Genomic DNA, 20,138 nt, shown 5'->3' on the forward strand with positions numbered 1-20,138 from the left:
TCTTTCAGCTTTACTGGCGCGCGCGGAGTGCGTCCAGCACCCGCGACGACACCTCGTCGACGTCGCCGACACCGTCGACGGTGATCAGGATGTCCTTGTAGTAGTCCAGCAGCGGGGCCGTGTCCGAGACGTAGACCTGCTGACGGCGCCGGATGACCTCTTCGGTGTCGTCGTCCCGGCCACGCGAAAGCAGCCGGCCCACCACGACGTCCTCGGGCACCTCGAGCTGGATGACCGCGTCGAGCTTCTGGTCGGTCTCCGCGAGCAGGTGGCCCAGCACCTCGGCCTGCTTGGTGGTGCGCGGGAACCCGTCCAGCAGGAAACCGCCCCTGGTGTCGTCCTCCGCGAGCCGCTCGCGGACCATCTCGTTGGTCACCGTGTCGGGCACCAGTTCGCCCGAGTCCAGGTACCGCTTCGCCTCCTCGCCGAGCGGCGTGCGCTCGGCGACGTGGGCGCGGAACAGGTCACCGGTGGAGATGTGCGGCACGGAGAGCTTCTGCGACAGCGCGACCGCCTGGGTACCCTTTCCCGCTCCGGGCGGGCCGACAAGAACCAGGCGCGTCATCGCAAGAACCCTTCGTAGTTACGCTGCATCAGCTGACTTTCGATCTGCTTCACCGTGTCGAGTCCGACACCGACCATGATCAGCACCGCGGTCCCGCCGAACGGGAAACTCTGGTTGTTGCCCTGCTGAGTCAAGGACAGGAAGAAGTTGGGCAGAATCGCGATGATGCCGAGGTAGATCGACCCGGGCAGGGTGATCCGGCCCAGCACGAAGCTGAGGTATTCCGCGGTCGGGCGGCCGGGGCGGATGCCGGGAATGAAGCCGCCGAACTTCTTCATCTCTTCCGCACGCTCGTCCACGTTGAACGTGATGGTGATGTAGAAGTACGTGAAGAAGATGATCAGGGCGAAGTACAGCAGGATGTGTACCCAGTTGCCCTGATTGACCACGTAGTTCTGCAGGAACACCTGCCAGCCCGACGAACTGGTGGGGCTGCCCACCAGCCGGCTGATCAGGTCCGGCAGATAAAGCAGCGAAGAGGCGAAGATGACCGGGATGACGCCGGCCTGGTTCACCTTGATCGGCAGGTAAGTGGAGGTGCCGCCGTACATCCGGCGGCCGATCATGCGCTTGGCGTACTGCACCGGGATCCGGCGCTGCCCCTGCTCGACGAAGATGACGCTGGCGATGATCACCAGGCCGAACACGCAGACGAAGGCGAAGACCAGCCCGCCCTGGCTGTTGAGGATGTTGAGACCCTCGGCCGGGATCCGGGCCGCGATGTTCAGGAAGATCAGCACCGACATGCCGTTGCCGACACCGCGCTCGGTGATGAGCTCACCCAGCCACATCATCACCGCGGTACCGGCGGTCATCGTGATGACGATGATGGCCAGCGACCAGATGCTGTTGTCCGGGATGATCGACTCGGTGCAGTTCGGGAACAGCTGCCCGCGGTCCGCGAGCGCGACCACGCCGGTGGCCTGCAGGATCGCCAGCGCGATCGTCAGGTACCGGGTGTACTGGGTCAGCTTGTTCTGGCCGGCCTGGCCTTCCTTCTTCAGCTCCTCGAACCGCGGGATGACGACGGTGAGCAGCTGGACGATGATGCTGGCCGTGATGTACGGCATGATGCCGGTCGAGAAGATCGACAGCTGCAGGAGCGCACCGCCGCTGAACAGGTTCAGCAGCGAGTAGATGCCCGACGAGTCGGCCTGCGAGCCGCACGCCTGGACGTTGGGGTAGGAGACCCCGGGCGCCGGCGTGACCGCACCGATCCGGTACACCGCCACGATCAGCAGGGTGAACAGGATCTTCTTGCGCAGGTCCGGCGTCGCGAGAGCCGAGCGGAAGGCGCTGAGCACGCGGGGGACCTCCTCGGCGTCGCCGGCGGTGCGCCGACGATCGGCTTGGCCGGCCACGGTGGCCGGCAGGAACACAACCTCACTGGCGGCAAGCCAGGAACGCATCAGGACAGACTTGTCCCGAAACGTGTTGCCGACTCTAACAGCCACCCGGAACGGCCCTGCACCGCAGGTTGCCTTTAACACGCCGGGGCCGCCGAAGGACCGCGGGGCAACAGAAAAACGGCCCGCCGGAATCCCCGGCGGGCCGTTTTCGACTGTGCGCTGCGCTCAGGCCTGGGTGGCCGAACCGCCCGCGGACTCCAGCTTCTCCTTGGCGGAGTTGGAGAATCCGTCGGCGGTGACGTTCAGCTTGACGCCGTTGACGTCGCCGTTGCCCAGCACCTTGACGAGCTTGCCCTTGCGGACCAGGCCACGGTTGACCAGGTCTTCCTTGGACACGTCGCCACCGTCGGCGAACACCCGGGCGATGTCGCCCACGTTCACCGGCTGGTACTCGGTGCGGAAACGGTTCTTGAAGCCACGCAGCTTCGGCAGCCGCATGTGGATGGGCATCTGCCCACCCTCGAACCCGGCGGGCACGTTCTTGCGGGCCTTGGTGCCCTTGGTGCCGCGACCCGCCGTCTTGCCCTTCGAGCCCTCACCGCGGCCGACGCGGATCTTGTCGCGCTTGGCGCCGGGGGCGGGCCGCAGGTGGTGGATCTTGATGGCGGTCATGCCTTGACCTCCTCAACGGTAACGAGGTGGCGCACCGTGTGGATCAGACCGCGGACCTGGGGAGTGTCCTCCCGCACGACCGACTGCCGGATCTTGTGCAGGCCCAGGGTCCGCAGCGATTCGCGGTGGTTCTGCTTGGTGCCGATCTTGCTCTTGACCTGGGTGACCTTGACCTGAGCCATGTCAGACCCCCTGTCCAGCGCGCTGGCGGAGCATCCGCGCCGGAGCGACGTCCTCGAGCGGCAGGCCACGGCGGGCCGCCACCTCCTCCGGACGCTGCAGGCCCTTCAGGGCCGCCACGGTCGCGTGCACGATGTTGATCGCGTTGTCGGAGCCGAGCGACTTCGACAGCACGTCGTGCACACCCGCGCACTCCAGCACCGCGCGCACCGGGCCACCGGCGATCACGCCGGTACCGGCGCTGGCCGGACGGAGCAGGACCACACCGGCGGCGTCCTCACCCTGGATCGGGTGCGGGATGGTGCCGGCGATCCGAGGCACGCGGAAGAAGTTCTTCTTCGCTTCCTCGACCCCCTTGGCGATGGCCGCGGGAACTTCCTTGGCCTTGCCGTAGCCGACGCCGACCTGACCGTCGCCGTCACCGACGACCACCAGAGCGGTGAAGCTGAACCGGCGGCCACCCTTGACCACCTTGGCGACGCGGTTGATCGCCACGACGCGCTCGAGGTGCGGGGTCTTGTCCTGGCCGGCCCCGCCACGGCCACCGTCGCGACGGTCCCTGCGGTCCCGACGGTCGCCGCGGTCGTTGCCGCCCTGGCCGCCCGGACCACCCTGACCGCCGCCGAATTGCCGTGTACGTCCCGGCATCAGGCGTTCCTTCCGTTCTCGAGAATGTGCTGCATCGTCAGAACTCCAACCCCGCCTCACGGGCGGCGTCGGCAAGCGCGGCGATGCGACCGTGGTAGCCGTTGCCACCGTGGTCGAACACCACACCGGAGATACCCGCGTTCTTCGCGCGGGCGGCCACGAGCTCGCCGACCTTGGCGGCCTTGGCCTTCTTGTCGCCCTCGACCCCACGCACGTCGGCTTCCATCGTCGACGCGGCGGCCAGCGTGTGGCCGCTCAGGTCGTCGATCACCTGGACGTAGATGTGGCGCGAGGAGCGCTTGACCGACAGCCGGGGCCGCTGGGCGGTCCCGCTGATCTTCTTGCGCAGGCGGAAGTGACGGCGCGTCTTCGCGACGCGGCGCCGGGTCGAGACGTCCTTGCCGACCGGCTTCCGCTTCGTGGTTGCAGTGTCGCTCATGATCACTTACCCGTCTTTCCGACCTTGCGGCGGATGCGCTCACCCTCGTAGCGCAGTCCCTTGCCCTTGTAGGGGTCGGGGCGGCGCAGCTTGCGGATCACCGCGGCCGTCTGGCCGACCTTCTGCTTGTCGATGCCGGACACCGAGAACCGGGTCGGCGACTCCACCTTGAAGGTGATGCCTTCCGGGGCCTCGATCAGCACCGGGTGGCTGTAGCCGAGGGCGAACTCGAGGTTGCTGCCCTTGGCCTGCACGCGGTAACCGACGCCGTGGATCTCGAGCTTCTTCTCGTACCCGTCGGTGACGCCTACGACGAGGTTGTTCACCAGGGTACGGGTGAGTCCGTGCAGGGCCTTGCTCTCGCGCTCGTCGTCCGGGCGCTTGACCTGCAGCGTGCCGGTCTCGTCGCGCTCGACCGTGATCGGCTCGGCGATGGTGTGGGACAGGGTGCCCTTGGGCCCCTTGACCGAAATCTGCTGGCCGTCGATCGACACCTCGACCCCGGAAGGGACGGCGATCGGCAGCTTTCCGATACGTGACATGCCTGGACTCCCTTCCGTTACCAGACGTAGGCGAGGACTTCCCCGCCCACTCCGTTGCGCTTGGCCTGCCGGTCGGTCTGCAGACCGCCCGACGTGGAGATGATCGCGATGCCCAGACCACCCAGCACGCTGGGCAGCTCGGTGGACTTCGCGTACACCCGCAGACCGGGCTTGGACACCCGGCGCAGACCGGCGATGCTGCGCTCGCGGTTGCGGCCGTACTTCAGTTCGACGACCAGGTTCTTGTGCTTCTCACCCGGCTCGGAGCGGTAGCTCGAGATGTAACCCTCGCGCTTGAGGATGTCCGCGATGTTCGCCTTGAGCTTCGAGTGGGGCAGCACGACCTCATCGTGGTACGCCGAGTTGGCGTTGCGCAGACGAGTGAGGAAGTCTGCGATCGGGTCGGTCATCGTCATGGTGACCTGTCAACCTTTCTCGCCTGGTTCCCCGGGCCGGGGCCTGTGGCGAAGTGGGAGCCTGAGTTCTGGATTACCAGCTGGACTTGGACACGCCGGGCAGTTCGCCAGCGTGTGCCATCTCGCGGAGGCACACCCGGCACAGTCCGAACTTCCGGAACACCGAGTGCGGCCGGCCGCAGCGGTTGCAGCGGGTGTAGGCGCGCACCTTGAACTTCGGCTTACGGGCGGCCTTGGCGATCAGAGCCTTCTTGGCCATCAGTTCTCCTTGAACGGGAAGCCGAGCTTGCGAAGCAGCGCGCGACCCTCGTCGTCGGTGGTAGCGGTGGTGACAACGGTGACGTCCATACCGCGCGGGCGGTCGATGGAGTCGGGGTCGATCTCGTGGAACATCGACTGCTCGTTGAGACCGAAGGTGTAGTTGCCGTTGCCGTCGAACTGCTTGGGCGACAGCCCGCGGAAGTCACGGATACGCGGCAGCGCGATGGTCAGCAGCCGGTCCAGGAACTCCCACATCCGGTCGCCGCGCAGGGTGACCCGCGCACCGATCGGCTGGCCCTCGCGCAGCTTGAACTGCGCGATCGACTTGCGGGCCCGGCGCACCTCGGGCTTCTGCCCGGTGATGATCGACAGGTCGCGAACCGCGCCCTCGATCAGCTTGCTGTCCCGCGCGGCGTCGCCGACACCCATGTTGACGACGACCTTCACGACACCAGGGATCTGGTGCACGTTGGCGTAGGTGAACTCCTTCTGGAGGTCAGCCTTGATCTCTTCGCGGTACCGGGTCTTCAACCGCGGCACGATTTTCTCTGCGGTCGTCATCAGATGTCCTTACCGGTCCTGCGCGAGATGCGAACCTTCTTGCCGTCCTCGCCGATGCGGTAGCCGATCCGGGCCGGCTTGCCGTCGGAGTCCACGACCATCACGTTCGAGACGTGGATGGGCGCCTCCTGCGTGACGATGCCGCCGGACTGCGCGCCGCGCTGCGTCTGGGTGATCCGGGTGTGCTTCTTGATCCGGTTCACGCCCTCGACGAGCACCCGCGAGCGCTCCGGGTAGGCCTGGATGACCTTGCCCTTGGCGCCCTTGTCCTTGCCCGAGATGACAACCACGGTGTCACCCTTTTTGACCTTCATCAGACGAGCACCTCCGCAGCGTCCGAAACAACCACGGTGTCACGCCCTGTTGTTTGCACCTTCATGTTCAGAGCACCTCCGGAGCCAGCGAGATGATCTTCATGAACTTCCGGTCGCGCAGTTCACGGCCGACCGGCCCGAAGATGCGGGTCCCGCGCGGCTCGTTGTCGTTCTTGATGAGCACCGCGGCGTTCTCGTCGAACCGGATGTAGGAGCCGTCCGGGCGACGCCGCTCCTTCACCGTGCGGACGATGACGGCCTTGACCACGTCGCCCTTCTTCACCCCGGCGGCCGGGATGGCGTCCTTAACGGTGGCGACGATGATGTCGCCGATTCCCGCGTAGCGCCGCCCCGATCCACCGAGCACGCGGATGCAGAGGATCTCCTTGGCACCCGTGTTGTCGGCGACTCGCAGTCGCGACTCCTGCTGGATCACGTCAACTCCTGTATGTCTCGCCGGTTCTCACGCTGGTGAACAGTCGCGAGCCTGGCGGAACGGATAGGGAACGAACCCCTACTTACTTGGCCTTCTCCACGATCCGCACCAGCCGCCACCGCTTGGTGGCCGAAGTCGGGCGGGTCTCCATGAGAACAACGCGGTCGCCTTTGCCGGCGGAGTTCTCCTCGTCGTGCGCCTTCACCTTGCTGGTGGAGCGCACGACCTTGGCGTACCGGCGGTGCTTCTTGCGGTCCTCGAGCTCGACCACGATGGTCTTGTCCATCTTGTCCGAGACCACGTAGCCCTCACGGACCTTGCGGTAGTTACGCCCCGAGTCCGCGCTCTGCGCCGGCTGCTTCGCGAGCTCTTCGGTCTGCTCACTCATCAGGCAGCACCTTCTTCGTCATTGCCTTCAGGGGAGACGGACAGGCCGAGCTCCCGCTCGCGCATGATCGTGTAGATCCGCGCGATGTCGGTGCGCACGGTGCGCAGCCGACGGTTGTTGTCCAGCTGTCCGGTGGCCATCTGGAAGCGGAGGTTGAACAGCTCCTCCTTGGCTTCCTTCAGGCGCAGCACGAGCTCCTCGTTGGTGAGCTCACGCAGCTCCGACGGAGCGACTCCAGCCTGTGCCATCAGAACTCACCACCTTCACGGGTCACGATGCGGCATTTCATGGGCAGCTTGTGGATCGCGCGACGCAGCGCCTCGCGGGCCGTCTGCTCGTTCGGGAAGCTCATCTCGAACATCACGCGGCCGGGCTTGACGTTGGCGATCCACCACTCCGGCGAACCCTTACCGGAACCCATGCGGGTTTCGGCAGGCTTCTTGGTCAGCGGACGGTCCGGGAAGATGTTGATCCAGATCTTGCCGCCACGCTTGATGTGCCGGGTCATCGCGATACGAGCGGACTCGATCTGCCGGTTGGTCACATATGCGTGTTCAAGCGCCTGAATGCCGTACTCACCGAAGGTCACCTTGGTGCCGCCCTTGGCCATGCCGGTGCGCTTCGGGTGGTGCTGCTTGCGGTGCTTGACCTTGCGTGGGACGAGCACGCCTCAGCCCTCCGTCTTCTCGGCCGCGGCCGGCGAGCCCTGCGCAGGAGCTTCACTGGTCGCGACGTCGCTGTCAGTCTTCGCGGCGGCCGCGGCCCGGCCGGCCTCGGTGGAGGTCGGCGTGGTGCCCGAAGCGCCGGAACGACGCGGGCGGGACGGGCGGTCGCGACGCGGCGCACGCTCGGCGGCCGCGGCGGCGTCACGCTCGTTCTTCGCCTTCAGGCCACCGACGATGTCGCCCTTGTAGATCCACACCTTCACGCCGATCCGGCCGAACGTGGTGCGGGCCTCGAAGAAGCCGTAGTCGATGTCGGCGCGCAGCGTGTGCAGCGGAACCCGGCCGTCGCGGTAGTGCTCCGACCGCGACATCTCGGCACCGCCGAGGCGGCCACCGCACTGCACGCGGATGCCCTTGACCTGCGGCGAGCGCATGGAGGTCTGGATCGCCTTGCGCATCGCGCGACGGAACGCCACGCGGTTGGACAGCTGCTCCGCGACACCCTGCGCGACGAGCTGGGCGTCGGCCTCGGGGTTCTTCACCTCGAGGATGTTCAGCTGGACCTGCTTCTTGGTCAGCTTCTCCAGCGCGCCACGGATCCGGTCGGCCTCCGCGCCGCGGCGGCCGATGACGATGCCCGGCCGGGCGGTGTGGATGTCGACACGGACACGGTCACGGGTGCGCTCGATCTCGACCTTGGAGATGCCGGCGCGCTCCATGCCGGTGGACAGCAGCTTGCGGATCTTGACGTCCTCGGCCACGTACTCCGCGTACTGCTTGTCGGCGTACCAGCGGGACTTCCAGTCCGTGGTGATCCCGAGCCGGAAGCCGTGCGGGTTGATTTTCTGGCCCACTACCGGCCACCCTTCTTCTTACCGCTCTTCTTCTCAGGCCGGGATTCCACCTCGACCGTGATGTGGCTCGTCCGCTTGCGGATGCGGTACGCACGCCCCTGGGCGCGCGGCCGGATGCGCTTGAGCGTCGGGCCCTCATCGGCGTAGGCGTTCTTCACCCACAGCGTGTCGGGGTCCAGGTCCAGGTTGTTCTCCGCGTTGGCGATGGCGCTCGCGAGCACCTTCGCCACCGGCTGGCTGGCGGCCTGCGGCGCGAACCGCAGCACGGCCAGGGCATCCTTGGCGTTACGACCCTTGATCAGCTCGATCACCCGGCGCACCTTCATCGGCGAGTCCCGGACGAAGCGAGCCCGCGCGTAGGCCACAGGCAGCGCCTCGGCCGTAGCGTCTTTCTGGGCACTCATTCGTTAGTTCCTCTTCTCGGTGCGCGTCAGCGACGGCGCGACTTGCGGTCGTCCTTGATGTGGCCCTTGAAGGTCCGCGTCGGGGCGAACTCGCCCAGCTTGTGACCCACCATCGCCTCGGTGACGAACACCGGGACGTGCTTGCGGCCGTCGTGCACGGCGATCGTGTGCCCCAGCATGTCGGGGGTGATCGTGGACCGGCGGGACCACGTCTTGATCACCGTCTTCTTGCCCGACTCGTTGAGTGCGTCCACCTTCTTGAGCAGGTGGTCGTCCACGAACGGGCCTTTTTTGAGACTGCGCGGCATGTTCTTCTACCTCCCTGCTCAGCGCTTCTTGCCGGTACGCCGGCGGCGGACGATCAGTTGGTCGGACGGCTTGCGGCGGCGGGTGCGGCCCTCCGGCTTGCCGTTCGGGTTGACGGGGTGACGACCACCGGACGTCTTGCCCTCGCCACCACCGTGCGGGTGGTCGACCGGGTTCATCACGACACCACGGACGGTCGGGCGCTTGCCGCGCCAGCGGTTACGGCCCGCCTTGCCCCAGTTGATGTTGGAGTGGTCGGAGTTGCCGACCTCACCGACGGTGGCGCGGTTGCGCACGTCCACGTTGCGGATTTCGCCCGAGGGCATCCGCAGCTGGGCGTACGGGCCGTCCTTCGCGACGAGCTGCACGCGGGCACCGGCGGAGCGGGCGATCTTCGCGCCGCCGCCGGGACGGAGCTCGATCGCGTGGATCACGGTGCCGACCGGGATGTTGCGCAGCGGCAGGTTGTTGCCAGGCTTGATGTCGGCGCGCGGGCCGCTCTCCACCTTGTCGCCCTGCTTCAGCTTCTCCGGCGCGATGATGTAGCGCTTCTCGCCGTCGACGTAGTGCAGCAGCGCGATCCGGGCCGAGCGGTTCGGGTCGTACTCGATGTGCGCGACCTTGGCCGGGATGCCGTCCTTGTCGTTGCGCCGGAAGTCGATGACCCGGTAGGCCCGCTTGTGGCCGCCACCCTTGTGCCGGGTGGTGATCTTGCCGGACGCGTTGCGGCCACCGCTCTTGCTCAGCGGGCGCAGCAGCGACTTCTCCGGCGTCGACCGGGTGATCTCGGCGAAGTCGGAGACGCTCGAGCCACGACGGCCCGGCGTCGTCGGCTTGTACTTGCGAATACCCATTGTCTGCTCAGTCCCTTACGCGGCGGGTCCGCCGAAGATCTCGATCGGCTTGCTCTCGGCGGACAGCGTCACGATGGCGCGCTTGGTGTCCTTGCGCTTCCCGAAGCCGGTGCGGGTGCGCTTGCGCTTGCCCTGCCGGTTCAGCGTGTTGACGTTGACCACCTTGACGCCGAAGACCTGCTCGACCGCGATCTTGATCTGGGTCTTGTTGGCGTCCGGCCGGACGATGAACGTGTACTTGTGGTCCTCGAGCAGCCCGTAGGACTTCTCGGAGATCACCGGCGCGAGCAAGATGTCACGCGGGTCGGGAATGGCAACGCTGCTCACTGGTCACTCCCTTCCAGCTCGCTCGAGGACGCCGAAGCCTTCACGGCCTTGCCCTTGGCCGGGCCCTCGACGAAAGCGTCGTATGCGGCCTTCGTGAACACCACGTCGTCGTTGACCAGCACGTCGTACGTGTTGAGCTGGTCGAACCAGAGCAGGTGCACGTTCGGCAGGTTGCGAGCCGACAGCCAGGCCAGCTCGTCGCCGCGGTGCAGGACCAAGAGGACCCGCTTGGCCTCGGTGACCGCGGCCAGGGTCTTGATCGCTTCCTTGGTGGACGGCTTGTCAGCCGAGACCAGCTCGGTCACGACGTGCACCTGGCCGGCACGCGCCCGGTCGGAGAGGGCACCGCGCAGCGCGGCGGCCTTCATCTTCTTCGGGGTGCGCTGGGCGTAGTCACGCGGCGTGGGGCCGTGCACGACGCCACCACCGGCGAACTGCGGCGCACGGGTCGAGCCCTGGCGGGCGCGGCCGGTGCCCTTCTGCCGGTACGGCTTCTTGCCGCCACCGGCGACCTCACCGCGGGTCTTGGTGTCGTGCGTGCCCTGGCGAGCCGCGGCCTGCTGGGCGACGACAACCTGGTGCAGCAGCGGCACATTGGCCTGCACGTCGAAGATCTCCGCGGGGAGCTCGACGGTGCCCTCGGCGCTGCCGGCCGGGGTCTTCAGCTCGATGCTGGTCATGCGGTCGCACCACCCTTCGAGGCGGTCCTGACGAACACGAGGCCGCCGTTGGGGCCGGGAACGGCACCCTTGATCAGCAGCAGGCCGTCTTCGCCGCGGACGTCGTGCACGGTCAGGCCCTGCGTGGTGACCTTGACGTGGCCCATCCGGCCTGCCATCCGCAGGCCCTTGAACACGCGGCCCGGGGTGGCGCAGCCACCGATCGAGCCCGGCGCGCGGTGCTTGGCCTGGTTACCGTGGCTGGCGCCCTGGCCCTTGAAGCCGTGCCGCTTCATGACACCGGCGTAGCCCTTGCCCTTGCTGGTGCCGGTGACGTCGACACGCGAACCGGCGGGGAACACCTCGGCGGTGATCTCCTGGCCGATCTCGTAGCCGGCGGCGTCGGTCGTCCGCAGCTCGACGACGTGGCGGCGCGGGGTCACGCCGGCCTTGTCGAAGTGCCCGGTGCGCGGCTTGTTGACCTTGCGCGGGTCAACGGCGCCGAACGCCAGCTGGACGGCCTCGTAGCCGTCGTTGTCCTTCGTGCGCACCTGGGTGACGACATTCGGCCCGGCCTGTACGACGGTCACCGGGATGATCCGGTTGTCCTCGCCGAAGACCTGGGTCATGCCGAGCTTGGTGCCCAGGATGCCCTTCACTTCCCTGTCAGACATGAGTCTCTTATCTCCGCCGCTCGCCCAACGCTTACTGGATGTTGACGTCGACGCTCGCCGGCAGGTCGATGCGCATCAGCGCGTCGACCGTCTTCGGCGTCGGGTCGAGGATGTCGATCAGACGCTTGTGTGTGCGCATCTCGAAGTGCTCGCGCGAGTCCTTGTACTTGTGCGGCGAGCGGATGACGCAGTAAACGTTCTTCTCGGTGGGCAGCGGCACAGGTCCGACGACCGAGGCTCCGGTGCGCGTCACCGTCTCCACGATCTTGCGCGCGCTGGCGTCGATCGCCTCGTGGTCATAGGCCTTGAGCCTGATGCGGATCTTCTGTCCCGCCATGGTTGCAGCTCGTCCTTACCGTCTTGTGCCGCTATTTCGGCACGTCAGCGTCTTGCTTACCGGTCCACGCGGTCGGGCGTGTCGGCCTGAGTACGCAGACTGATCCCGTTAGAGATCATTGTCGTGCCGGTTGGTCCTGTAACTGCCGGAACCCTGCTGTATCTCAAGAAGGGGCCGGCACCAGGCCACTCGCGCCAGGGCGGCCGAATCCGCAAGCAGAATCGGCCGCCCCGCGACGAGCAACCCAATTAGTGTCGCATACGTGCTTTCGCAACCCAGCCCCGGGGTGGTATACGCCCCGGGGCTGGGTGGAAATCACTTGATGATCTTGGTGACCTGGCCCGCGCCGACGGTCCGGCCACCCTCACGGATGGCGAACCGCAGACCCTCGTCCATGGCGATGGGCTGGATCAGGCTCACCGAGATGTCGGTGTTGTCGCCCGGCATGACCATCTCGGTGCCCTCGGGGAGGGTCACCACGCCGGTCACGTCCGTGGTGCGGAAGTAGAACTGCGGGCGGTAGTTGTTGAAGAACGGCGTGTGCCGGCCACCCTCGTCCTTGGACAGGATGTACACCGAGCCCTCGAACTCGGTGTGCGGGGTGGTCGTGCCGGGCTTCACGATGACCTGGCCGCGCTCGACGTCCTCGCGCTTGATGCCACGCAGGAGCAGCCCGACGTTGTCACCGGCCTGGCCGGAGTCCAGCAGCTTGCGGAACATCTCGACACCGGTGACGGTGGTCTTGGTCGACTTCTCGCGGATACCCACGATCTCGACCTCTTCGTTGACGTTGACCTGGCCGCGCTCCACACGACCGGTCACGACGGTGCCGCGGCCGGTGATGGTGAAGACGTCCTCGATCGGCATCAGGAACGGCTTGTCGAGGTCACGCACCGGGTCCGGCACGTTGTCGTCGACGGCGTTCATCAGCTCGAGCACGGACTCGGCCCACTTCTCGTCGCCCTCGAGGGCCTTCAGGCCGGAGACCTTGATGACCGGGGCGTCGTCGCCGGGGAACTCCTGCGAGGACAGCAGCTCACGGACCTCGAGCTCGACGAGCTCGAGGATCTCCTCGTCGTCGACCATGTCGGCCTTGTTCAGCGCCACCACGATGTAGGGGACGCCGACCTGGCGGGCGAGCAGCACGTGCTCACGGGTCTGCGGCATCGGGCCGTCGGTCGCGGCGACCACCAGGATCGCGCCGTCCATCTGGGCGGCACCGGTGATCATGTTCTTGATGTAGTCCGCGTGACCGGGGGCGTCCACGTGTGCGTAGTGACGCTTCTCGGTCTGGTACTCGACGTGCGAGATGTTGATCGTGATACCGCGCTGCTTCTCTTCCGGCGCGTTGTCGATCTGGTCGAATGCCCGCGACTCGTTGAGCTCCGGGTACTTGTCGTGCAGAACCTTGGTGATCGCCGCGGTCAGAGTGGTCTTCCCGTGGTCGACGTGACCGATGGTTCCGATGTTGACGTGCGGCTTGCTCCGCTCGAACTTCGCCTTCGCCACTGGAATGTCCTCCTGGACTCTTGCTCTTGCTCACCGGCCGACGTGGCAGTCGGACAGCGACTCGATCTGGTCAGTTGTGCGGACCTTAGGGGAGGCCCCTTTCGCGCCCGCGTTGGGTGCTACGGGATTACTCCCCCGTCGCCTTCGCGATGATTTCCTTCGCGACGTTCGCGGGAACCTCGGCGTAGGAGTCGAACGTCATCGAGTAGTTCGCACGACCCTGGGTGCGAGACCGCAGGTCGCCGACATACCCGAACATCTCCGAAAGCGGAACCAGCGCCTTCACGACGCGGGTGCCCGCCCGCTCCTCCATGGCCTGGATCTGGCCACGGCGGGAGTTGAGGTCACCGATGACATCACCCATGTAGTCCTCGGGCGTGGTCACCTCGACCGCCATCATCGGCTCCAGCAGTGCCGGGCTGGCCTTCTTCGCGGCTTCCTTGAGCGCCATCGAACCGGCGATCTTGAATGCCATCTCCGAAGAGTCGACCTCGTGGTAGGCACCGTCCAACAGGGTCAGCTTCAACCCGACGAGCGGGTAGCCGGCCAGCACGCCGTACTGCATGGCGTCCTGGGCGCCCGCGTCCACCGAGGGGATGTACTCCCGGGGGATGCGGCCACCGGTGACCTTGTTGTCGAACTCGTAGAGCGCACCGTCAGTGGTGGCCAGCGGCTCCAGCTTGATGATCACCTTGGCGAACTGACCGGAGCCACCGGTCTGCTTCTTGTGCACGTAGTCGAGCTTGTCGACCGTCTTGCGGATGGTCTCCCGGTAGGCGACCTGCGGCTTACCGATGTTCGCCTCGACCTTGTAGTCGGACTTCATCCGGTTCACCAGCACCTCGAGGTGCAGCTCGCCCATGCCGGCGATGATCGTCTGCCCGGTCTCGTCGTCCAGCGTGACCTGGAAGGTGGGGTCCTCCTCGGCCAGCTTCTGGATCGCCGTGGACAGCTTCTCCTGGTCGGCCTTGGTCTTCGGCTCGATGGCCACCCGGATAACGGGCTCGGGGAAGGTCATCGACTCCAGCACGATCGGCTTCTGCGGGTCGCAGAGCGTGTCGCCGGTGGTGGTGTCCTTCAGCCCGATGACCGCGTAAATGTGGCCTGCCTGGGCGTCGTCGACCGGGTTCTCCTTGTTGGAGTGCATCTGGAAGATCTTCCCGATGCGCTCCTTGCGGTCCTTGGTCGAGTTCACGACCTGGGCCCCGCCCGCGACCTTGCCCGAGTAGACCCGGATGTAGGTCAGCTTGCCGAAGAACGGGTGCGCGGCGATCTTGAAGGCCAGCGCCGAGAACGGCTCCTCGGTCGACGCCTTGCGCGTGGCCGGGGTCTCGCCGTCGGGCAGGAAGCCCTCGACGGCCGGGACGTCCAGCGGCGACGGCAGGTAGTCGATGACCGCGTCGAGCATGGGCTGCACACCCTTGTTCTTGAACGCGGAACCGGCCAGCACCGGGAAGGCCTCGCGGGTGACGACCAGCTTGCGGATACCGGACTTGATCTCGTCGGTGGTCAGCTCCTCGCCCTCGAGGAACTTCTCCATCAGCGAGTCGTCGGTCTCGGCGACCGCCTCGACCAGCTTCTCGCGGTACTCCGCGGCCAGCTCGGCCAGCTCGGCCGGGATGTCCTCGACGACGTAGTCCTCGCCCTTCTGGACCTCACCGCGCCAGACCAGTGCCTTCATGCGGACCAGGTCGACGACACCCTCGAAGTCGCTCTCCGCGCCGATCGGCAGCTGGATGGCCAGCGGCCGAACGCCGAGCCGGTCGGTGATGGTCTTCAGCGTGTAGTAGAAGTCCGCACCCAGCTTGTCCATCTTGTTGACGAAGCAGATGCGCGGGACGTCGTACTTGTCGGCCTGGCGCCAGACCTGCTCGGACTGCGGTTCGACACCTTCCTTGCCGTCGAACACCGCGACGGCCCCGTCGAGCACGCGCAGGTTGCGCTCCACCTCGACGGTGAAGTCGACGTGTCCAGGCGTGTCGATCAGGTTGATCTGGTAGTCGCCCCAGAAGGTGGTGGTGGCAGCCGAGGTGATGGTGATACCCCGCTTCTGCTCCTCCTCCATCCAGTCCATCGTCGCGGCGCCGTCGTGCACCTCGCCGATCTTGTAGTTGATCCCGGTGTAGAACAGGATCCGCTCGGTCGTCGTGGTCTTACCGGCGTCGATGTGGGCCATGATGCCGATGTTGCGGACCTTGTTGAGGTCTGTCAGCACGTCGCGTGCCACTGCAATGTTCCCCTGTCTGGAAGCGTGGGGCCCGGCCTGGCTTCATCCGGCAGCCGGGCGGCGATCACCAACGGTAGTGGGCGAAAGCCTTGTTCGATTCGGCCATCTTGTGGGTGTCCTCGCGGCGCTTCACGCTGGCCCCGAGGCCGTTGCTCGCATCGAGCAGCTCGTTCTGCAGACGCTCGATCATGGTCTTCTCGCGGCGAGCCTGCGAGAAGGACACGAGCCAGCGAAGGGCAAGGGTGGTCGAGCGGCCGGGCTTGACCTCGATCGGCACCTGGTACGTGGCACCACCGACTCGACGGCTCTTCACCTCGATGGCGGGCTTCACGTTGTCCAGCGCACGCTTGAGCGTGACGACCGGGTCGGTGCCCGTCTTCTCCCGTGCACCCTCCAACGCGCCGTAGACGATGCGCTCGGCCAGCGAACGCTTCCCGTCCTTCAGCACCTTGTTGACCAGCTGGGTGACCAGCGGGGAGGCGTAGACCGGGTCGGAGATCAACGGCCGCTTCGGGGCCGGGCCCTTGCGAGGCATTAGCTCTTCTCCTTCTTCGCGCCGTACCGGCTGCGCGCCTGCTTGCGGTTCTTCACACCCTGGGTGTCGAGCGAACCGCGGATGATCTTGTAGCGAACACCGGGGAGGTCCTTAACACGACCACCACGCACGAGCACCATCGAGTGCTCCTGCAGGTTGTGGCCCTCGCCCGGGATGTAGGCGGTGACCTCGATGCCGCTGGTCAGCTTCACACGCGCGACCTTGCGCAGCGCCGAGTTCGGCTTCTTGGGGGTGGTGGTGTACACGCGGGTGCACACGCCACGCCGCTGCGGACTCCCCTTGAGCGCCGCGGTCTTCTGCTTGGCAGCCTTGTCCTGGCGGCCCTTGCGGACCAGCTGCTGGATCGTGGGCAATGGACCAGCTTTCTGTCGCGTATTACTTGTTCGTGTTCGGGTTTCCCCGGCCCCCGAGGTCGGGCGTGTCGGCCCGCGTCTGGGCCTCACGGCCGGTAACGTTCCCTCGGGTTTCCGCGGAGCTCCGCCTCGCCGCTCCGGCCGCCGCGATCTCCTCGGGCCTCAGGTCCTCGCAAGAGCACCTCAGGTCCTCGAAAAGCACAGCGAGCCGAATGGCACGCAGAGCGGCCCAGCGCGTGCCGGGCACAGTCGTCAAAGATACCCGCCCGTTTCGGACCGGCCGACAGCGGGGGTCGGCTATGGCCCTGCATCAGGGCAGGGGCGAGTGGCTCAGCTTTCCATCTTAGCGGAATCCGGGGCCGGACCGGAGGATTCTCGCGAGCCGGGCGGTTCCCGCCGACCTGTGCAACGAATGGCGACGACAGTTCATTCCCAACCCGGATGAGTGACCACCGTCGGTGGATTTCACCCGGTTCGCCCCGGATTCGCACGCTTTCGGTCATCATGGAGGCACCCCAGCCGGCCAACCATCGGGAGGCAGCGTGTCGGCCGAGTTCGACCAGCTCGTCGCTCAGTTCGAGCAGTTCCAGACCAAGCTCCGGCACGTCGACGAACAGCTCTCGGACGTCGACGGGATGCGGCAGGAGATCAGCGAACTGGAAGCGACGGCCACGTCGCCGGACGGCGGGGTCACCGTCGTCGCCGGGCCCGGCGGCGCGATCAGGGACATCAGGTTCGCCGAAAGCGCGCTGCGCCAGTCCGCGCAAACGCTGTCCGCGTCCGTGATGTCCACGCTCCAGCGCGCGGTCGCCGACGCGGCCCGCAAACAGGCGAAGACGGTGGAGGCGCACCTCGGCGACGGGATGAACCTGCTCGACCAGGTGCTGGAAACGCAGGCCGAGCTGTTCGGCACGTCGCCCGAGCAGCTGCGGGCGTCGATGGAAGACGAACCGGCCGAGAGCCGTCCGGAGGACTTTTCGCACGAGAACGTTCTCCGCAGGCCGGAACCGCAGCCCCGCCCGGCGCCTCCAACCAGCGGGAACGACCGCGCGGAAGGCCGTTTCCTCAACCTCTACGACGAGGAGGACCGCTGATGGGTACGGGACACGCCGTGGTCGTGGCGGCGCTGCGCGAGTACGCCGGGAAGCTCGATGGTGACGTCGCCGTGCCGAAGGAGATCTCGGGGCTGGTCGGCCAGTCCGACGTCGGGGACAAGTCGTGGGGCGTCGTCGGCCTGTTCGTGAAGGAGAAGTACACCGGCATGCTCGGCGATCTGCAGGACCTGCTGATCGAGATGGGCACCGGCCTGCAGGCCGCAAGCCAGAAGTTCACCGCCGCCGCGGACGCGTACGAACAGCACGAGGACGACAGCAAGCAACTGCTCGGCCAGATCCTGAATCTGCTGGAGGCCCCAGCGCCCGTCCGCACGCCGTCGATGGGCCCAGCGCCCGAGGGCAACTGACCCATGGGCGACGAGACGATCACCGGGCAGCAGAGCGGGATCAGCATCAAGAAGCGGCAGGATCCCGGCTTCGTCAACACCGACACCAACACGATGCTTTCGGCGCTGCCCGGACCGCTGGGCAGCGGCTACGGCACCTTCAACACCGTCAAGGGCGCGCTGGCCGACGGGCAGGTCTCGGGCGGCGAGATCGCGGGGATCGCCGGCAGCGCGGCGGGTTTCGTCAGTTCCTGCATGAGCGTCTCCAGCATCGCGACGGATCCGGTCGGCTGGCTCGTCGGGCAGGGCCTCAACTTCCTGATGACCGTCGTGCAGCCGTTGCAGGACGCGATCCACTTCGTCAGCGGAGACGGCCCGGCACTGGCGGCCGCGGCCGGGAACTTCGGCGCGATCGGCACGGGATTGCAGCAATACAGCCAAAAGTTCGTCCAGGAGGCACAGGCTTCGCTGGCGAACTGGGATGGCGACGCGGCCGACGCCGCCGCCACGAAGCTCGCGCAGTTCGCCGAGGGCATCGACGGGATCGCCGGCCAGTCCGGGGACATCGCGCAGCTGCTGCAGATCTCCAGCATGGTCATGCAGGTGATCGAGGAGTTCATCAAGGCCATCCTGACCGAGCTGATCACCTGGCTGATCATGATCTGGATTCCCGCGCTCGCCGCCGCGGTGCCGACCTGTGGCGGCTCGACGGCCGCGGCGGGCACGGCGACCGGGGTGCGTGCGGCGCAGACCGGTTCGAAGGTCAGCCGCTACGTGCAGAAGCTCAAGGAACTGCTGGACACCGTCAAGAACTTCCTGGTGAAGCTCAAGGACTTCTTCGGGAAGTGGAAGGGCAACTTCAAGCAGATCATGGACACCAAGGCGATGCAGAGCGGTCTGGCGAAGCTCGAATCGCAGAGTGCCAAGGAAGCCGGGAAGAACGCCGACTGGGGAACGCGGCTGAACAGCGCCGAGGGCGGCATGGTCGGCAAGCGGGCCTACGACGGTGCGGGCAAATCCTTTGGCACAACGGGGAAGAAGGCGGGCCTCAACACGGTGGGCCTCGGCGGCCTGGTCAACAAGAAGGGCGAAATCGAGGTCCCGGGCACCGTCAAAGGCAAGACACAGCTGGGTGTCGACGCAGCGGGCAAGGTCGCGAAACACGGGTCCAATGTGGACAAAGCAGCGGGCTACGGGGAAACCGGCGGGGATCAGACGCCCGAGGAAACCAGCGACGACCTGAACTTCTGAACCAGGCCGGAGGAAACCAGATGAGCTTCGAGGTCGGCGGTGTGCTGGGGCTGGTCATCCTCGTGCCGCTGCTGGCGTGGATGGTGTGCTCGTTGGCGATGCCGTTCGTATTCCGGTGGATCCAGCTGCCGCGGCTCGCGCAGGAGCACGGCTGGCGGGTCCGGAAACGACAACGGCGCGCCCCTCGTGACCTACCCGGTGACGGTGGGCAGGGCTGGGAGGTTCCGCTGCCGGACACCGATATCGAGTTCCTCGGGCGTTATCGCGGACGGCCGGTGCACGGGGTGCAGATCTCCGTCCGCAAGGGCGACAGCTTCGACGCGAGCCGCGGGCAGTGGGAGGCCAACACCACCAGCTACTCGTGCGTGAGCACGGCCTTGTCGGACCGGCCCTTCGACGGCTTCCACGACCGGAACCGGGGTGCGTCGCTCAACGGCGACCCGATGGCGCTCTACCTCGATTTCTCCGACTGGGCCCGGAATCGCAAACCCGAGGTCAGGGACGACGTGCTCCAGGAAGGCTCCGGCATCCGGTCGATCAGCTGGCGGGGCGACCTGCGCCGGAAACGGCTGCTGCGCGTCCTCGATGAGTTGACGGCAGACTGAACGTGAAGGAGGCCCCGGCCGAAACCGGGACCTCCTTCATGAGATCACTCTTCGTCCTGCTTGGCGTGATCAGGCTTGCCCGGGTTCGGGTCCCGGGACAGGTCGATCGCCGGGTGCCGCGGAGCGCCCTCCGGCGCGGCGTGCCTGCCGCCGGTCTTCGGAGCCTCTTCCTGGCTCGTGTTCTCGTCAGTGTTCACAACGCCCTCCTCATTTCGCGTACGCGTGAACCTCCCGCGCGACACGCTACCCACAGTCCCCCGGCGGCACGCGAGCCCCTTCCGAAAGCGAAACGGGTGCCGAAAGCCCCTTCCCGAACCGGGAACGCTCGCAAACCGGGCAAAAACG

The 20,138-nt window shown here is 66.6% G+C and carries 32 protein-coding genes; 4 read left to right on the forward strand and 28 right to left on the reverse strand.

The window, feature by feature from the left end; all coding sequences use genetic code 11:
• Positions 1–10 precede the first annotated feature (10 nt).
• The 27 genes from VHD82_RS34025 to rpsL form a co-directional block, all read right to left on the reverse strand.
• Positions 11–565 carry an adenylate kinase gene (locus VHD82_RS34025; RefSeq protein WP_325713206.1) on the reverse strand — a complete coding sequence of 185 codons (555 nt, stop codon included), beginning with the start codon at positions 563–565 and terminating at the stop codon, positions 11–13.
• Positions 562–1,869, reverse strand: a complete 1,308-nt coding sequence (gene secY / locus VHD82_RS34030; protein ID WP_325713481.1) for a preprotein translocase subunit SecY — start codon at positions 1,867–1,869, stop codon at positions 562–564. The genes VHD82_RS34025 and secY overlap by 4 nt, the downstream gene beginning before the upstream one ends.
• Before the next feature lie 270 nt (positions 1,870–2,139).
• The gene (gene rplO / locus VHD82_RS34035) at positions 2,140–2,586 is read right to left on the reverse strand and encodes a 50S ribosomal protein L15 (RefSeq protein WP_325713208.1); all 447 of its coding nucleotides are present in this window, start codon (positions 2,584–2,586) and stop codon (positions 2,140–2,142) included.
• Positions 2,583–2,768: a 50S ribosomal protein L30 gene (gene rpmD / locus VHD82_RS34040; RefSeq protein WP_325713210.1), complete on the reverse strand. Its 186-nt coding sequence runs from the start codon at positions 2,766–2,768 to the stop codon at positions 2,583–2,585. The genes rplO and rpmD overlap by 4 nt, the downstream gene beginning before the upstream one ends.
• Position 2,769: 1 nt before the next feature.
• On the reverse strand, positions 2,770–3,414 hold the full coding sequence (rpsE, locus tag VHD82_RS34045; protein ID WP_325713212.1) for a 30S ribosomal protein S5: 645 nt from the start codon (positions 3,412–3,414) through the stop codon (positions 2,770–2,772).
• Between the two features lie 37 nt (positions 3,415–3,451).
• Complete coding sequence (gene rplR, locus VHD82_RS34050; protein ID WP_325713214.1) at positions 3,452–3,853, reverse strand: 50S ribosomal protein L18; 402 nt, start codon at positions 3,851–3,853, stop codon at positions 3,452–3,454.
• A gap of 2 nt (positions 3,854–3,855) precedes the next feature.
• Positions 3,856–4,395 (reverse strand): 50S ribosomal protein L6, encoded by a 540-nt coding sequence (rplF, locus tag VHD82_RS34055; protein WP_325713215.1) that lies wholly within the window; start codon positions 4,393–4,395, stop codon positions 3,856–3,858.
• Positions 4,396–4,412: 17 nt separating this feature from the next.
• Entirely contained in the window at positions 4,413–4,811 is a 399-nt protein-coding gene (gene rpsH, locus VHD82_RS34060; protein WP_325713217.1) for a 30S ribosomal protein S8, read from the reverse strand.
• Between the two features lie 73 nt (positions 4,812–4,884).
• Positions 4,885–5,070, reverse strand: coding sequence for a type Z 30S ribosomal protein S14 (locus VHD82_RS34065; protein WP_091505019.1), 186 nt, complete (start codon positions 5,068–5,070; stop codon positions 4,885–4,887).
• Positions 5,070–5,633 (reverse strand): 50S ribosomal protein L5, encoded by a 564-nt coding sequence (rplE, locus tag VHD82_RS34070; protein WP_325713219.1) that lies wholly within the window; start codon positions 5,631–5,633, stop codon positions 5,070–5,072. The genes VHD82_RS34065 and rplE overlap by 1 nt, the downstream gene beginning before the upstream one ends.
• Positions 5,633–5,947 carry a 50S ribosomal protein L24 gene (gene rplX, locus VHD82_RS34075; protein WP_325713221.1) on the reverse strand — a complete coding sequence of 105 codons (315 nt, stop codon included), beginning with the start codon at positions 5,945–5,947 and terminating at the stop codon, positions 5,633–5,635. Before rplX ends, rplE begins: the two co-directional genes overlap by 1 nt.
• 67 nt (positions 5,948–6,014) lie before the next feature.
• Entirely contained in the window at positions 6,015–6,383 is a 369-nt protein-coding gene (gene rplN, locus VHD82_RS34080) for a 50S ribosomal protein L14 (protein ID WP_004558867.1), read from the reverse strand.
• Between the two features lie 82 nt (positions 6,384–6,465).
• Entirely contained in the window at positions 6,466–6,771 is a 306-nt protein-coding gene (gene rpsQ, locus VHD82_RS34085) for a 30S ribosomal protein S17 (protein WP_325713224.1), read from the reverse strand.
• On the reverse strand, positions 6,771–7,019 hold the full coding sequence (gene rpmC, locus VHD82_RS34090) for a 50S ribosomal protein L29 (protein ID WP_325713226.1): 249 nt from the start codon (positions 7,017–7,019) through the stop codon (positions 6,771–6,773). Before rpmC ends, rpsQ begins: the two co-directional genes overlap by 1 nt.
• A complete protein-coding gene (gene rplP, locus VHD82_RS34095) occupies positions 7,019–7,438 on the reverse strand; it encodes a 50S ribosomal protein L16 (protein WP_144747635.1) in 420 nt (139 codons plus the stop codon). Before rplP ends, rpmC begins: the two co-directional genes overlap by 1 nt.
• A 3-nt stretch (positions 7,439–7,441) precedes the next feature.
• The gene (rpsC, locus tag VHD82_RS34100; RefSeq protein ID WP_325713229.1) at positions 7,442–8,290 is read right to left on the reverse strand and encodes a 30S ribosomal protein S3; all 849 of its coding nucleotides are present in this window, start codon (positions 8,288–8,290) and stop codon (positions 7,442–7,444) included.
• The gene (gene rplV / locus VHD82_RS34105) at positions 8,290–8,694 is read right to left on the reverse strand and encodes a 50S ribosomal protein L22 (protein ID WP_325713231.1); all 405 of its coding nucleotides are present in this window, start codon (positions 8,692–8,694) and stop codon (positions 8,290–8,292) included. The genes rpsC and rplV overlap by 1 nt, the downstream gene beginning before the upstream one ends.
• A 26-nt stretch (positions 8,695–8,720) precedes the next feature.
• A complete protein-coding gene (rpsS, locus tag VHD82_RS34110; RefSeq protein ID WP_144747629.1) occupies positions 8,721–9,002 on the reverse strand; it encodes a 30S ribosomal protein S19 in 282 nt (93 codons plus the stop codon).
• A gap of 18 nt (positions 9,003–9,020) precedes the next feature.
• Positions 9,021–9,854, reverse strand: a complete 834-nt coding sequence (rplB, locus tag VHD82_RS34115) for a 50S ribosomal protein L2 (RefSeq protein ID WP_325713234.1) — start codon at positions 9,852–9,854, stop codon at positions 9,021–9,023.
• Positions 9,855–9,869: 15 nt separating this feature from the next.
• Positions 9,870–10,181 carry a 50S ribosomal protein L23 gene (gene rplW, locus VHD82_RS34120; RefSeq protein WP_325713236.1) on the reverse strand — a complete coding sequence of 104 codons (312 nt, stop codon included), beginning with the start codon at positions 10,179–10,181 and terminating at the stop codon, positions 9,870–9,872.
• Positions 10,178–10,861 carry a 50S ribosomal protein L4 gene (gene rplD / locus VHD82_RS34125; RefSeq protein WP_325713238.1) on the reverse strand — a complete coding sequence of 228 codons (684 nt, stop codon included), beginning with the start codon at positions 10,859–10,861 and terminating at the stop codon, positions 10,178–10,180. Before rplD ends, rplW begins: the two co-directional genes overlap by 4 nt.
• Positions 10,858–11,514, reverse strand: coding sequence for a 50S ribosomal protein L3 (rplC, locus tag VHD82_RS34130; protein WP_325713240.1), 657 nt, complete (start codon positions 11,512–11,514; stop codon positions 10,858–10,860). Before rplC ends, rplD begins: the two co-directional genes overlap by 4 nt.
• 31 nt (positions 11,515–11,545) lie before the next feature.
• On the reverse strand, positions 11,546–11,851 hold the full coding sequence (gene rpsJ, locus VHD82_RS34135) for a 30S ribosomal protein S10 (RefSeq protein WP_003883485.1): 306 nt from the start codon (positions 11,849–11,851) through the stop codon (positions 11,546–11,548).
• A gap of 315 nt (positions 11,852–12,166) precedes the next feature.
• On the reverse strand, positions 12,167–13,360 hold the full coding sequence (gene tuf, locus VHD82_RS34140) for an elongation factor Tu (RefSeq protein WP_325713242.1): 1,194 nt from the start codon (positions 13,358–13,360) through the stop codon (positions 12,167–12,169).
• 127 nt (positions 13,361–13,487) lie between these two features.
• Positions 13,488–15,587, reverse strand: coding sequence for an elongation factor G (gene fusA, locus VHD82_RS34145; protein ID WP_325713245.1), 2,100 nt, complete (start codon positions 15,585–15,587; stop codon positions 13,488–13,490).
• A 64-nt stretch (positions 15,588–15,651) separates the two neighbouring features.
• Positions 15,652–16,122, reverse strand: a complete 471-nt coding sequence (gene rpsG / locus VHD82_RS34150; RefSeq protein ID WP_144643238.1) for a 30S ribosomal protein S7 — start codon at positions 16,120–16,122, stop codon at positions 15,652–15,654.
• On the reverse strand, positions 16,122–16,496 hold the full coding sequence (rpsL, locus tag VHD82_RS34155; protein WP_003102113.1) for a 30S ribosomal protein S12: 375 nt from the start codon (positions 16,494–16,496) through the stop codon (positions 16,122–16,124). The genes rpsG and rpsL overlap by 1 nt, the downstream gene beginning before the upstream one ends.
• Positions 16,497–17,038: 542 nt before the next feature.
• On the opposite strand from rpsL, the gene VHD82_RS34160 reads away from it, so the two are divergent.
• The 4 genes from VHD82_RS34160 to VHD82_RS34175 are packed head-to-tail and all read left to right on the forward strand — an operon-like array spanning position 17,039 to position 19,793.
• Entirely contained in the window at positions 17,039–17,590 is a 552-nt protein-coding gene (locus VHD82_RS34160; RefSeq protein WP_325713248.1) for a YbaB/EbfC family nucleoid-associated protein, read from the forward strand.
• Positions 17,590–17,958 (forward strand): ESX-1 secretion-associated protein, encoded by a 369-nt coding sequence (locus tag VHD82_RS34165; RefSeq protein ID WP_325713249.1) that lies wholly within the window; start codon positions 17,590–17,592, stop codon positions 17,956–17,958. The genes VHD82_RS34160 and VHD82_RS34165 overlap by 1 nt, the downstream gene beginning before the upstream one ends.
• Before the next feature lie 3 nt (positions 17,959–17,961).
• Positions 17,962–19,188: a WXG100 family type VII secretion target gene (locus VHD82_RS34170; protein ID WP_325713251.1), complete on the forward strand. Its 1,227-nt coding sequence runs from the start codon at positions 17,962–17,964 to the stop codon at positions 19,186–19,188.
• 20 nt (positions 19,189–19,208) lie between these two features.
• Complete coding sequence (locus tag VHD82_RS34175) at positions 19,209–19,793, forward strand: hypothetical protein (protein WP_325713253.1); 585 nt, start codon at positions 19,209–19,211, stop codon at positions 19,791–19,793.
• Between the two features lie 44 nt (positions 19,794–19,837).
• Here the strand turns inward: VHD82_RS34175 and VHD82_RS34180 are convergent, their stop codons facing one another.
• Complete coding sequence (locus tag VHD82_RS34180; RefSeq protein ID WP_325713255.1) at positions 19,838–19,990, reverse strand: hypothetical protein; 153 nt, start codon at positions 19,988–19,990, stop codon at positions 19,838–19,840.
• Positions 19,991–20,138 lie beyond the last annotated feature (148 nt).

Origin of the sequence: Amycolatopsis sp. (assembly GCF_035546795.1) — a bacterium.
Lineage (GTDB): Bacteria > Actinomycetota > Actinomycetes > Mycobacteriales > Pseudonocardiaceae > Amycolatopsis_E.